The sequence below is a fragment of the Mycobacterium botniense genome, from assembly GCF_010723305.1.
Lineage (GTDB): Bacteria > Actinomycetota > Actinomycetes > Mycobacteriales > Mycobacteriaceae > Mycobacterium > Mycobacterium botniense.
Map to the genome: position 1 here is coordinate 2,071,836 of NZ_BLKW01000004.1, position 12,972 is coordinate 2,084,807.

At 66.8% G+C, this 12,972-nt stretch carries 11 protein-coding genes; 3 read left to right on the top strand and 8 right to left on the bottom strand.

Annotation, left to right across the window (positions count from 1 at the left end; all coding sequences use genetic code 11):
- Positions 1-199: 199 nt before the first annotated feature.
- Positions 200-502, top strand: coding sequence for a DUF4193 domain-containing protein (locus G6N08_RS19520; protein ID WP_163760251.1), 303 nt, complete (start codon positions 200-202; stop codon positions 500-502).
- Between the two features lie 38 nt (positions 503-540).
- Here the strand turns inward: G6N08_RS19520 and gatB are convergent, their stop codons facing one another.
- The 4 genes from gatB to gatC all read right to left on the bottom strand — a co-directional run bounded on the left by gatB (position 541) and on the right by gatC (position 5,264).
- On the bottom strand, positions 541-2,052 hold the full coding sequence (gatB, locus tag G6N08_RS19525) for an Asp-tRNA(Asn)/Glu-tRNA(Gln) amidotransferase subunit GatB (protein WP_163760254.1): 1,512 nt from the start codon (positions 2,050-2,052) through the stop codon (positions 541-543).
- 288 nt (positions 2,053-2,340) lie between these two features.
- A complete protein-coding gene (locus G6N08_RS19530) occupies positions 2,341-3,372 on the bottom strand; it encodes an ATP-dependent 6-phosphofructokinase (protein ID WP_163760257.1) in 1,032 nt (343 codons plus the stop codon).
- 108 nt (positions 3,373-3,480) lie between these two features.
- The gene (gene gatA, locus G6N08_RS19535; protein ID WP_163760260.1) at positions 3,481-4,968 is read right to left on the bottom strand and encodes an Asp-tRNA(Asn)/Glu-tRNA(Gln) amidotransferase subunit GatA; all 1,488 of its coding nucleotides are present in this window, start codon (positions 4,966-4,968) and stop codon (positions 3,481-3,483) included.
- Entirely contained in the window at positions 4,965-5,264 is a 300-nt protein-coding gene (gene gatC / locus G6N08_RS19540; protein ID WP_163760263.1) for an Asp-tRNA(Asn)/Glu-tRNA(Gln) amidotransferase subunit GatC, read from the bottom strand. The genes gatA and gatC overlap by 4 nt, the downstream gene beginning before the upstream one ends.
- A 133-nt stretch (positions 5,265-5,397) precedes the next feature.
- Here gatC and G6N08_RS19545 point away from each other — a divergent pair, with 133 nt between their 5' ends.
- A complete protein-coding gene (locus G6N08_RS19545; protein WP_163760265.1) occupies positions 5,398-6,057 on the top strand; it encodes an ACT domain-containing protein in 660 nt (219 codons plus the stop codon).
- A 66-nt stretch (positions 6,058-6,123) separates the two neighbouring features.
- Here G6N08_RS19545 and G6N08_RS19550 read toward each other — a convergent pair whose 3' ends face one another.
- Together G6N08_RS19550 and ligA are read right to left on the bottom strand one after the other, a co-directional pair.
- Positions 6,124-7,419 carry a calcium:cation antiporter family protein gene (locus G6N08_RS19550; protein ID WP_371869050.1) on the bottom strand — a complete coding sequence of 432 codons (1,296 nt, stop codon included), beginning with the start codon at positions 7,417-7,419 and terminating at the stop codon, positions 6,124-6,126.
- A gap of 371 nt (positions 7,420-7,790) precedes the next feature.
- The gene (ligA, locus tag G6N08_RS19555; protein ID WP_163760269.1) at positions 7,791-9,875 is read right to left on the bottom strand and encodes an NAD-dependent DNA ligase LigA; all 2,085 of its coding nucleotides are present in this window, start codon (positions 9,873-9,875) and stop codon (positions 7,791-7,793) included.
- 186 nt (positions 9,876-10,061) lie between these two features.
- Between ligA and G6N08_RS19560 the strand changes: the two genes are divergently transcribed.
- Complete coding sequence (locus G6N08_RS19560) at positions 10,062-11,258, top strand: IS30 family transposase (protein WP_443093849.1); 1,197 nt, start codon at positions 10,062-10,064, stop codon at positions 11,256-11,258.
- Between the two features lie 14 nt (positions 11,259-11,272).
- Here the strand turns inward: G6N08_RS19560 and G6N08_RS19565 are convergent, their stop codons facing one another.
- Both G6N08_RS19565 and G6N08_RS19570 read right to left on the bottom strand, forming a co-directional pair.
- The gene (locus tag G6N08_RS19565; RefSeq protein ID WP_218033413.1) at positions 11,273-11,605 is read right to left on the bottom strand and encodes a DUF3024 domain-containing protein; all 333 of its coding nucleotides are present in this window, start codon (positions 11,603-11,605) and stop codon (positions 11,273-11,275) included.
- A gap of 36 nt (positions 11,606-11,641) precedes the next feature.
- Positions 11,642-12,889: an IS256 family transposase gene (locus tag G6N08_RS19570; protein WP_163760277.1), complete on the bottom strand. Its 1,248-nt coding sequence runs from the start codon at positions 12,887-12,889 to the stop codon at positions 11,642-11,644.
- Positions 12,890-12,972: the final 83 nt, after the last annotated feature.

Below are 12,972 nucleotides of genomic sequence, written 5' to 3' on the forward strand. Positions count from 1 at the left end.
GAGGCCGGAACGCCAGCCGGGGCCATGGCAGCGGATCCGCAGAGTGCCGCAATCCGGCGCCGCGGAACCCAAAGCGTGATCTACATCACCGGCTTTGTGGCAACCTCGGCTGCCCATGCGGGCAGGAATCAGCGGGCGGATGTGTTCAAAGCTGGTACACAGCTGACTTCTGACGCCGTTCTCGCAGAGGGGGTGGGTAATGGCTACGGACTACGACACACCGCGGCACAGTGACATTGACGAAGAACCACCGTTTCCGCTGGACGAGCTGAAGACCAGGCACAGCGAAATCGGGCTGGACATAGCTGACGAGGACGAACTAGAAGCCGGGGAGCCGTTCGAGCTGCCCGAGGCCGACCTCTCCGGCGAAGAGCTCTCGGTGCGGATCATCCCCAAGCGCGCCGACGAATTCACCTGCTCGAGCTGCTTCCTGGTGCACCACCGAAGCCGCCTGGCCCGCCAGGAGGGCGGCAGGATGATCTGCGCCGATTGCGCCACCTAGCGGCCATCGGGACAGCCAAACCCCCGGCCGCGTCACGGCTAACCCTGGCCGCAGGCGGCCAGGATGAGTTCACGCACCCGCGCGGCGTCGGCCTGGCCTTTCGTCGCCTTCATCACCATTCCCACGATCGCGCCCGCTGCAGCCACCTTGCCGGCCCGGATCTTCTGCACCACATCCGGGTTGGCGGCCAGGGCGTCGTCGACTGCCGCTTGCATCAGCGCGTCGTCGCGGACCAGCGCCAGCCCTCGCGCGGCCATCACCTCCTCGGGCTCACCCTCCCCGGCCAGCACCCCTTCGACCACTTGGCGGGCCAGCTTCACCGATAACTTGCCCTCGTCGACCAGGGCAATGACCGCGGCGACTTGAGCCGGGGTGATGGGCAGCTGATCAAGTTCCACACCAGCCTCGTTGGCCTTCTGGACGAGAAAATTGCCCCACCAGGCCCGTGCTGCCTCACTGGAAGCACCCTGCTCGATGGTCGCCGCCACCAGGTCGACGGCACCAGCGTTGACCAGATCGCGCATCACCTCGTCGGAGACGCCCCACTCGCGCTGAATTCGCTTGCGGCGCACCCAGGGAAGCTCAGGTATGGTCTGCCGCAGTCGCTCGACAAGTTCGGCACCGGGCGCGACCGGCTCCAGGTCCGGTTCGGGGAAGTAACGGTAATCCTCCGCGGTCTCTTTGGTGCGCCCCGGACTGGTGTACCCGGCCTCGTGGAAATGCCGGGTCTCCTGAACGACCCGGCCACCGGAGGCCAGAACAGCGCCCTGGCGTTGCATCTCGTAGCGGATTGCGACTTCGACACTTTTGAGCGAGTTGACGTTCTTCGTCTCGGTACGGATACCGAACTCTTTGGCGCCCAACGGTTTCAGTGACACATTGGCGTCGCAGCGCAGTGAGCCTTGCTCCATCCGGACATCGGAAACATCCATCGCACGCAGCAAATCGCGCAACGCCGTCACATATGCCCGCGCTATTTGCGGCGCCTGCGCACCGGCTCCCTCGATGGGTTTGGTGACGATTTCGATCAGCGGCACACCGGCGCGGTTGTAATCCAGCAATGACGTCGTCGCGCCGTGGATGCGACCGGTTTCACTGCCCAGGTGGGTCAGTTTGCCGGTGTCCTCCTCCATGTGCGCACGTTCGATCCCGACCCGAAACGTGCCGCCGTCCTCGAGGGGCACGTCGAGGTAGCCGTTGACGGCGATCGGCTCGTCGTATTGGGAAATCTGGTAGTTCTTCGGCATATCCGGATAGAAGTAGTTCTTCCGGGCGAACCGGCACCACGGTACGATCTCACAGTTCAGCGCCAGTCCGATGCGGATCGCCGATTCCACAGCGGCCTCGTTGAGCACCGGCAGCGCACCGGGGAGACCCAGACACACCGGGCACACCTGAGTATTGGGTTCGGCGCCGAATACGGTGGCACAGCCGCAGAACATCTTGGTCGCGGTGGACAGTTCGACATGCACCTCAAGCCCGAGCACCGGCTCGTAGCGGGCAATTACCTCGTCGTAATCGAGCAGCTCGGCAGGGGGCGCAACGGTCATGCCGCCGATTTTACGGCTCCGGCGGCCACGCTCGTGCACTGCGCGGGTGCGGACCGGTCGGGCTGATCAGCCTCGCTCCCGGAACGGAGCGCGGCATATCGCGGCATATCGTCTGTTCCCCGGCTGTCCGTTCGGCCCGGCCCCGTCGGATGACTTATGCCCCTGATTTCGTTGTGTGACACCGTATCCGGCTGATTGTGCTGAGGGTGGTCGCGCCTTTTACCGCAGCCGCCACCGGGTCGGATGCCGGGCCACGGCCACGACAGACGCCATTCACCCGGGCTGAGATCAGCCGAAAAACGCGGCGGCGTCGTCGTAGCGGCTCTGCGGAACCAGCTTGAGCTGGCGTACCGCATCGGCCAGCGGCACCCGGCCGATATTTTGACCCTGTAGGGACACCATCATGCCGTATTCGCCCGCGTGCGCGGCGTCAGCGGCGTTCACCCCGAAGCGGGTGGCCAGCACCCGGTCGAAAGCGGTCGGCGTGCCGCCCCGCTGAACGTGACCCAGCACGGTCACCCGGACTTCTTTATTGATGCGCTTCTCGACTTCAAGGGCGAGCTGCGAAGCCACCCCGGTGAACCGCTCATGCCCGTACTCGTCGATTCCGCCCTCTCGCAGCTCCATCGAACCCGGGATCGGTTTGGCCCCCTCGGCGACCACGGCGATGAAGTGGGACTCACCGCGCTGGAAGCGGCGCTTGACCAGGCGGCACACCTCTTCGACGTCGAAGGGCTGCTCCGGGATCAGTGTCATATGGGCACCCGAGGCCAGCCCGGCATTCAGCGCGATCCAGCCGGCGTGCCGGCCCATCACCTCGACCAGCATCACCCGCTGGTGTGATTCGGCGGTGCTGTGCAGCCGATCGATGGCCTCAGTGGCCACCGTCAACGCGGTGTCGTGGCCGAAAGTCACGTCGGTGCAATCGATGTCGTTGTCAATCGTCTTCGGGACCCCGACCACCGGCACGTTCTTTTCGGAGAGCCAGTGCGCCGCGGTCAGGGTACCTTCACCGCCGATCGGGATGAGGACATCGATGCCGTTGTCGTCGAGTGTTTCCATGATCTGCGGCAGCCCGGCCCGCAGTTTGTCCGGATGCACCCGCGCGGTACCCAGCATGGTTCCCCCCTTGGCCAGCAGCCGGTCATTGCGTTCGTCGTTGTACAGCTGGATGCGCCGGTTTTCCAGCAACCCGCGGAATCCGTTTTGAAACCCGACCACCGAAGAGCCGTATCGGGCGTCGCAGGTCCGCACCACCGCCCGGATCACCGCGTTCAGTCCGGGGCAGTCGCCACCGCCGGTGAGAATTCCGATCCGCATGCCGTTCATCTTGCCCTCGCGCCGCCGCTCATGGGCGCAACCGCGCGCAGTATCACCCACAACACACCGCGTCGGGGCGCTTTGGCAGCTCGCGGCCGGACGGGACGGCTACACGGTGGGCGCCGGCGGCAGTGGCCCGCGCGCCGCCTCATAGGCGGCCCCCACCCGATAGAGCCGGTCATCAGCCAGGGCCGGGGCCATGATCTGCAAGCCGACCGGCAGGTTGTCGTCCGGCGATAACCCGCAGGGCACCGACATGCCGCAGTGACCGGCCAGGTTCAGCGGCAGTGTGCACAGGTCGAACAGGTACATCGCCAGCGGGTCGTCTACTTTCTCGCCGATCCGGAACGCCGTGGTCGGGGTGGCGGGCGACACCAGCACATCAACCCGCCGGTACGCCTCGTCGAGGTCGCGGGCGATCAAGGTGCGCACCTTCTGCGCGTGGTTGTAGTAGGCGTCGTAGTAACCCGCTGACAATGCGTAGGTGCCGATCATGATGCGCCGCTTGACTTCTGGTCCGAATCCGGCGGCTCGGCTCAGCGCCATCACTTCCTCGGCGCTGCGCGTGCCGTCGTCACCGACGCGCAGCCCGTAGCGCATCGCGTCGAAGCGGGCCAAGTTACTCGAGACCTCCGACGGCAAGATCAGGTAGTAGGCTGCCAGCGCGTAATCGAAGTGCGGACAGTCGACTTCGCTCACCTCGGCGCCCAGCGCGGTCAACTGGGTCACCGCGGCCTCAAATGACGCCAGCACACCGGGCTGGTAGCCCTCACCGCGTAACTGGCGGACCACCCCGACCCGCACGCCGCGCAGGTCGCCCCCCGCGCCGGCCCGCGCCGCGCCCACCACATCGGGCACGTCGACGTCCACCGAGGTGGAGTCGCGAGCGTCGTGCCCGGCGATCACCGTATGCAGCAGGGCGGTGTCCAAAACAGTGCGCGCGCAGGGCCCGCCCTGATCCAGCGACGACGCGCAGGCCACCAGGCCGTAGCGCGACACCGTGCCATACGTCGGTTTGACCCCGACGGTCGCGGTCAGCGCGGCAGGCTGACGGATGGAGCCGCCGGTATCTGATCCAATGGCCAGCGGCGCCTGGAAGGCCGCGAGTGCTGCGGCGCTGCCGCCACCGGATCCACCGGGCACCCGCTCGACATCCCAGGGATTGCGGGTGGGACCGTAGGCCGAGTTCTCCGTGGACGAGCCCATCGCGAACTCGTCCATATTGGTCTTGCCCAGGATCGGAAGGCCGGCCGCGCGCAACCGTTGAGTGACGGTGGCGTCGTAGGGCGATCGCCAACCCTGCAGAATCTTGGATCCGCAGGTGGTCGGCATGTCGACGGTGGTGAACACGTCCTTGAGCGCCACCGGCACCCCGGCCAGCGGTGACGGCGGCCGCTCACCGGCGGCCAGCGCGGCATCGACCGCGGCTGCCGCCGCGAGCGCCTCATCGGCGGCGACATGCACAAACGCGCCATAGCGGCGGTCGGTGTCGGCAATCCGGTCCAGGCAGGCGCGGGTGATCTCGGTGGAGGACAGCTCCCCAGCGGCGATCTTGGCGGCTAACGTTGCCGCGTCCAGCCGGATGATGTCCGTCACGCGGGCTCCCCCAGGATTCGGGGCACGGCGAAACGGCCGTCGACGGCTTCCGGGGCCTGGGCCAACGCCTCCTGCTGCGTCAGCGACGGCCTGACGGTGTCCGGGCGGGTGACGTTGACGTCTTTGAGCGGACTGCCGGTGGGTGTGACACCGCTGACGTCGACGGTCTGGATCTGGCTGACGTGGCTGAGGATGGCGTCGAGCTGTCCGGCGAAACTGTCGAGTTCGGCGTCGGTCAACGCCAGCCGGGCCAGTTTGGCCAGGTGAGCTACCTCGTCGCGGGAGATCTTCGACACGACCGACAAGCCTAACCCGGCTGCGATACCGGTGCGCGCCGCGTCGCCGGCGGGTGACTCCGAGCGTGCAGACCGGCCCCGAGTTGCGGGCACCACCGTGCCGCACCGACCGTCCTATGTCACAGTGTTGCGCGTGGCTTCATATCTGCTGCGTATCCAGCTGGCCGACCGTCCGGGCAGCCTGGGCTCCCTGGCCGTGGCGCTGGGCAGGGTGGGCGCCGACATCTTGTCGCTCGATGTGGTAGAGCGCGGCTCCGGTTACGCGATCGATGACCTCGTGGTCGACCTGCCGGCGGGCGCGATGCCGGACACACTGATCAGCGCCGCCGAAGCGCTCAACGGGGTGCGGGTCGACAGCCTGCGTCCGCACACCGGGCTGCTGGAAGCCCACCGCGAGCTGGAGCTGATCGATCATATCGCCGCGGCGGCCGATAACACGTCCAAGCTGAAGGCGCTCGTCCACGACGCACCGCGGGTGCTGCGGGTGGGCTGGTGCACGGTGATGCGCAGTTCCCACGGGCGACTTCAGCTGATCGAGGGCAGCCCGGGTGCCCCGGAAACGCCGGTCGACACAGCGCCGTGGCTGCCGATCGACCATGCCGTGATACTCGACGGCAGCGACGATTGGGTGCCGCCGGTGTGGCGCGAAATGGACACCGCCCTGGCCGCGGCACCGCTGGGTGACCGGTATACCGCTGTGGTGCTGGGCCGGCCGGGCGGCCCGGCGTTTCGCCCCTCGGAGGTGGCACGGCTGGGCTATCTGGCCGGCATCGTCGCGTCGATGCTGCAGTGAGCACCGGCCGGCGGTGGTGCCGCCCACGTGCTGCCCGGCGATCAGTCCCCGGCCCGATGATCCTGACTACGTCACAAGCACCGGCAACGCGTCATGGCGGTGGTCATGGCGCGGGGTGCGAGCACCAAACGGGGCGGTCAGGGTGGCCCACAGTGAGCCACGGTTGACCACGCACCCGGCGACGGCCAGCGCCAGGTACACGCCGCACAGCGCCAGCCTCTCCGCTGTCGAGCTGAAAACGAACTGGGTGACGAACAGTCCCAGCAGGGCCCACGCGACAGACCGGTAGAACCGCAACCCCAAGATCAGCGCCACGCCCATCAGGGTCTGAGCCGCGGTCAACAGCATTTCGTCGATCTGGCGGGCGTCCAGCTGCAACGCCGGCCCGCCGCCGCCGATCAGGTATGAGACCGGCAGCGACCCGACCAACAAGGTCCACTGGCTCACCTTCGCTGAGATCAGCATCGCAATAGCGGCGGCGCCCTTGCCGCGGGCCGCGAACAAAGCCGCCACGATGAACTCGGGCGCCTCCGAGGCCAGCGGCGCCAGCCATTGCACCAACAGGAAGCGGTCGACGCCGAACTGCGCACCTGCGCCGATCAGGCTGTTGGCGAAGGGTGCGGCACACAGCAGGATCACCGCACCGGCCGTGGCGAACAACGCGGCGACCGTGGCACGGCGGGCCCGGCCAGGCAGCGTCGCAACCGCTGCGGCGACACCGATCAGCTCAGGCTCGTCGACGTCCCCGCGGCTCATGGTGTAGAGGTAAAAACCGAACCAGCCGAGCAACCCGACACCGAATGCGAGATGAATCTCGCCGGTGGCGGGGATGGTGAACGCGGCGATCCCCGCTATCGACAAAAAGCCCAGCTGCACGCGGTTGCCCGGGGTCAACGGCAGCGCCGCCACCCGGGGGCCGGAGCTGGTGCGGCTCACCATCGCGGCGATCAGCACCACGACGGGCCAGCCCAAACCCATCAGCAGCCGGTTGGAGCCGGTCATGTTCGCCGACGCGTACTGCGTGTAGTCAGGCGTGTGGCCGGCGGCGAAGGCGTAATACAGGTCGACGAAATATTCCGGCAGCACCGCGATTACGGCTAATACCGCGATCGCCAGACCTCCAGACACGTCAACCTGCGCCGCCTCGGCAGCCCAGGCCAACAGGAAGCTGGCTGAGACCACCGCAGCGCCGTAAATCAGCAGTGCCGCAACAGGTGCGGGCTGAAGCCCGGTCAAACGCACTGCGACGGCGGGAACAATGAACGCGGCGCTGAGCACCACGCAGCGCATCAACGCCCCGGTTGCCGGCCCGGCCAGGACACGGGTCGATGCCGGGACCCGGGCGCCGGAGTTGGTCGGCATGCACACGTCCTTCGGTTGACGGGTCGCCCGGGAATGCACGGGCGAGAGCGGCCAGCAGGCAGCATAAACCGGCCGACATCCCCACAGCAACGTAGTTGAGCTATCGAAAACTAGGCTAGACTGAGCTGAAGTAGCTGATCAGAAACAACAAATTCATCACTTAGGGTCACCGAACTTTGATCTCCAGCAATACTGGAGGCGAGGTTCGTCGGGCCCGTTGCGACATCTGCCGAACTGACCTGCGCCGGGGCGTCGCCGCCGCTGTCGGTTCGGTCGCCGTCGGGGGTGCGGAATTCGCGACGCCCACGCGATGAGCAACCGCCCGACGCCGGGAGGGCGGCCGGGCGCAGTTGTCGCGAGCGGTAGCTGGGTTATTGCGGGCCCGAATCAGCCGGTGGGCCCTCCTGTAGCAGCCGCCGAAACCCATCCTCGTCGAGGATGGGCACGCCCAGTTCGACGGCCTTGTCATATTTCGATCCGGGCGCATCGCCGACCACGACGTAAGCGGTCTTTTTCGACACCGAGCCGGCGGCCCTGCCGCCGCGCGCCACGATGGCCTCCTTGGCTTCGTCGCGGGAGAAGCCGCTCAGCGAGCCGGTGACCACGATCGAAAGCCCCTCGAGCGTGCGCGGCACGCTGGTGTCGCGCTCGTCGGCCATCCGCACCCCGGCCGCGCGCCACTTCTCGATGATGGCGCGGTGCCAATCGACGCTGAACCACTCTTTGACGGCTTCGGCGATGGTCGGCCCCACCCCTTCCACCGCGGCCAACTGCTCGGTGGTCGCGGACATGATCGCGTCGATGCTGCCGAACTCGCTCGCCAGCGCCCGGGCGGCGGTGGGTCCCACATGCCGGATCGACAGGGCGACCAGCACCCGCCACAGCGGCTGTGTCTTGGCCTTCTCCAGGTTTTCCAGCAGCCGCCTGCCGTTGGCCGACAGTGTGCCGGCCTTGGTGCGGAACAGCTCGGTGCGCAGCAGGTCGTCCTCGGTGAGGTTGAACAGATCGCCCTCGTCGGTGAGCACGCCCGCGTGCAGCAACGCGGTGGCTGCCTCGTAGCCCAGCACTTCGATATCGAAAGCGCCGCGACCCGCGGCGTAGAACAACCGCTCCCGCAGCTGCGCCGGGCATGACCGCGCGTTGGGGCAGCGGATGTCGGCGTCGCCCTCCTTTTCCGGCGCCAGGGGGCTGCCGCACTCCGGACACGTTGTGGGCATGACGAATTCGCGTTCTGACCCGTCACGCAGGTCTGCGACGGGGCCGAGCACCTCGGGAATCACGTCCCCGGCTTTGCGGATCACCACGGTGTCGCCGATCAGCACTCCTTTGCGCTTGACCTCAGCGGCGTTGTGCAAAGTCGCCAACCCCACCGTCGACCCGGCGACTTTCACCGGTGTCATGAACGCAAACGGTGTCACCCGTCCGGTGCGGCCCACGTTAACCCGGATGTCGAGCAGTTTGGTCTGCGCCTCCTGGGGCGGGTACTTGTAGGCGATCGCCCACCGCGGAGCCCGCGAGGTGGACCCAAGCCGGCGCTGCAACGCGAGTTCGTCGATTTTGACGACGACACCGTCGATTTCGTGGTCCAGGTCGTGGCGGTGCTCACCCCAGTAGTCGATACGCTCCTGCACACCGGCCATATCTCCGACCAGGGCGGTGTGCTCGGAAACCGGCAGCCCCCAAGCCTTCAGCGCCAGGTAGGCCTCATGCAGCGTGTCGGGGCGAAACCCCTCCGTATATCCCACTCCGTGACAGATCATCCGCAGTTTGCGCCGGGCGGTCACCGCGGGATCCTTCTGCCGCAGCGAGCCCGCGGCGCTGTTGCGCGGGTTGGCGAATGGGGACTTGCCCTCGGCGACCAAGGCGGCATTGAGAGCCTCGAAGTCAGAAATGCGGAAGAACACCTCGCCGCGGACTTCGAGCACAGCAGGCACCGGATAGTCCGCGCTGGGTGTGAGCCGTTCGGGGATGTCGTCAATGGTGCGGGCGTTGAGGGTGACGTCCTCGCCGGTGCGGCCATCCCCCCGGGTGGCGGCCCGGGTCAGTCGTCCGTCCCGATACACCAGGGCCAGCGCCACACCGTCGATCTTGAGTTCACACAGGTAGTGGGCGGCGTCGCCAATCTCGGCGCGGACGCGGGCCGCCCACGCGGCGAGTTCGTCTGCGGTGAACGCATTGTCCAGGGACAGCATCCGCTCGAGATGTTCGACCGGCAGGAAATCGGTGGCGAAGCCGGCGCCGCCGACCAGCTGGGTCGGTGAATCGGGCGTGCGCAGCTCCGGGTACTGCTTTTCGAGGGCTTCCAGCCGTCGCAACAGCTCGTCGAATTCGGCGTCGGAGATGATCGGCGCGTCGCGCACGTAGTAGCGGAACTGGTGCTCGCGCACCTCATCAGCCAGTTCCCGCCACTGCCGCCGCACCTCGGCATCGACTTGATCAGCTTGTGCTGAGCCCACTCCCGCAGGTTATCGAAACCGCCCGGCGCCGGCGTGCGCGGTGACCGCCCAGGTACCCCGGCCGAGCTGCGCGCCACCCCGGCGGTATGGCTCGGGCCGGGCTTCACCCGCGCGTCACAGCAAGTTGTCGACGGCATGGGCGGATTCCAGCGAACGTCGCAACACCGAGGCGATTCGGAGGTTGTGGTGGGAGCGGCGCGGAAGACTCGACACGGCAAGATGGCCGTGGAGAAGCAGCAGTGGTTCGTTCGGCTGATTGCTCAAGGGGTCAGCAACCGTCGGGCGTGTCGGATCGTGGGAATCAATCGTAGGACGGGGACACGCTGGCGGCTTGGGCGCACAATCCACAATAAGGCCGGCGAGCCGGTGCACTATCCACCGGTGAGCCTTGCACAACCCAAGCAGCGGCATCCTCGGTATCTGTCACTGGCCGAGAGGACGATGATCGCGGATTTGCACCGGGCGGGTGTCGGTGTATGCGCGATCGCTGAGGAGTTGGGCAGGGCGGCGTCGACGGTCTCGCGGGAACTGCGCCGTAACGCCGATCAGGGCCGCTACTTACCCGCCACGGCGGAGCGACTGACGGTCGAGCGGCAATCCCGGCCGCGGACGCGCCGCGTAGCACGCGACGAGCAGCTATGTGCTGTCGTCACCGAGCTGTTGGGCAAGCGGTGGAGTCCCGAACAGGTTGCTCATGAATTGCCGGTGCGGTTCCCTGATCAGCCCGAGCGTCATCTTTGTACCGAGTCGATCTACCAGGCGATCTATGATCCCCGAACCGATTTGACCCGTCCAGCCAAACGAAGACGCCGGCGGCGCCGACGCCGCGTCCAGGGGCTGGAACGCCGTGGCCGGCTCACCGCTATGACGATGATCGCCGATCGTCCCACCGAGGTTGCCGATCGGGTTCAGGTTGGGCACTGGGAGGGCGACTGTATCATGGGTGCTGGAAATCGTTCGGCCATAGGGACTCTCGTCGAACGCGTCACCCGGTTTTTGATTCTGGTCCACATTCCCACAAGGCGACCGAACGCCGAGGCGCTGCGCGATGGTGTTGTTGACGCGCTGGGCGCACTTCCTGCCCATCTTCGACGGACACTGACGTGGGATCAGGGCAAAGAACTTGCGCTGCACCAGGAGATCACCGCCCGGACCGGAACACAGGTGTACTTCTGCGACGCTCACTCGCCGTGGCAACGAGGCTCCAACGAAAACATGAACGGCCTGCTGCGTGACTACTTTCCCAAAGGCACCGATCTGGAACACATCTCGCCCGAGGAACTGCAGCGGGTCGCCGACGAAATCAACGACCGGCCCCGCAAAAAGCTCGGCTGGGCCCGACCAGCCGAGCTGGTCACCGATTCCGCCGCCAAGACCGCATAAGCGGCGGCGGCTGGTCAGCCCCAAAAGATCGCGGTGGGATCGCGATCAAGTTCGGCAAGCAGTTCCTCGACACCGTCCGTGGGCGGCAACAGATCGTAGCCATGGAAACGCAGGTTGCGGTCGCGCCAATACAACGACCACATGCCGGTGCCCTTCATGTAGCGCAGCCGTGCGATCCGGAACCGGGTCCACTCCGCACCGGCATCCGCCCGCCACGGTGCGCGGCACTCCACGATCGTCAGATGACGGTCAGAAACGTCGACTTCGACACGGACCTCGTCACGGACATGGGCAGGCACCTTGTCCCGACACCACCGCTGCAGGCCAAGCCCGGAGGCGTGGTGTATGAGTTCGCTCGATCGCGTGACCCTTCGGGGTGCAGTTTAGGCGGTGAGGGCCGGTGTGGTGGCTGGCTGGTCGTCGACGGGTTCGTCGGTGCTGGTGGGTATGGCGCGTGCGCGGGTGAGAACATCTAGGCCGAGGTAGCGGCGGCCTTTAATCCATTCGTCGTGCTGTTCAGCTAAGACCGCACCGACGAGGCGGATGATGGCGGTGCGGTCGGGGAAGATGCCGACGACGTCGGTGCGCCGCCGTATTTCCTTGTTGAGCCGTTCTTGGGGGTTGTTGGACCATATTTGGCGCCAGATCTGTTTGGGGAAGGCGGTGAAGGCCAGCAGCTCAGCGCGGGCAGCGTCGAGGTGTTCGGCGACTTTGGGCAGTTTGTCGGCTAGCGCGTCGAGTACCCGATCGTATTGGGCGACAACGGATTCAGCGTCGGGCTGGTCAAAGACAGAGTGCAGCAGCGTGCGCACCCACGGCCAGGAGGCCTTGGGCGTGACCGCCATGAGATTGGCCGCGTAGTGGGTGCGGCAGCGCTGCCAGGCCGCCCCGGGCAAGGTGGCCCCGATGGCGGCCACCAGGCCGGGATGGGCGTCGCTGGTGACCAGCTTGACCCCGGATAGGCCGCGGGCGACCAGGTCGCGGAAAAACGCCAGCCAGCCGGCGCCATCCTCGGCCGAGGTGACGGCCACCCCGAGGATCTCGCGGTAGCCCTCGGCGTTGACGCCGGTGGCGATCAGCGTGTGCACCCCGACCACGCGCCCGTTCTCGCGGACCTTGAGTACCAGCGCGTCGGCGGCCACAAACGGGTACGGCCCGGCATCCAGCGGGCGGGTGCGAAACGCCTCCACCGCCTCGTCGAGCTCTTTGGCCATCTGCGAGACCTGCGATTTGGAAAGGCTTGTCACACCCAGGGATGCCACGAGGCGTTCCATGCGCCGGGTCGACACCCCGAGGAGGTAGCAGGTGGCCACCACCGAGGTCAGCGCCCGCTCGGCGCGCTTGCGGCGGGCCAACAGCCAGTCCGGGAAATAGCTGCCGGCCCGCAGCTTGGGGATCGCCACGTCGATCGTGCCGGCGCGGGTGTCGAAATCGCGGTGCCGATAGCCGTTGCGGCGGTTGGAGCGCTCCTGGCTGCGCTCCCCATACCCGGCCCCGCACAGCGCGTCAGCTTCAGCACTCATCAAGGCGGCAATAAATGTCGATAGCAGCGCACGCAGCAAATCAGGGCTCGCCGCGGCGAGTTGATCGGCCAACAGCTTCTCGACGTCGATAGGCTGGGATGCGGTCATCGCGCTGGTCTCCTTCGATTGACTTGGTCGTCGTTCGAAGAATCACGCGATGACCGCCCTCTACCGGGCTACGACACGCCCGC

Coding starts and splice junctions, on each gene's coding strand:
- G6N08_RS19520 (WP_163760251.1), top strand. CDS start 200: ATGGCTACGGACTACGACACACCGCGGCACAGTGACATTGACGAAGAA.
- gatB (WP_163760254.1), bottom strand. CDS start 2,052: ATGACCGTTGCGCCCCCTGCCGAGCTGCTCGATTACGACGAGGTAATT.
- G6N08_RS19530 (WP_163760257.1), bottom strand. CDS start 3,372: ATGCGGATCGGAATTCTCACCGGCGGTGGCGACTGCCCCGGACTGAAC.
- G6N08_RS19550 (WP_371869050.1), bottom strand. CDS start 7,419: ATGCCGACCAACTCCGGCGCCCGGGTCCCGGCATCGACCCGTGTCCTG.
- G6N08_RS19570 (WP_163760277.1), bottom strand. CDS start 12,889: ATGACCGCATCCCAGCCTATCGACGTCGAGAAGCTGTTGGCCGATCAA.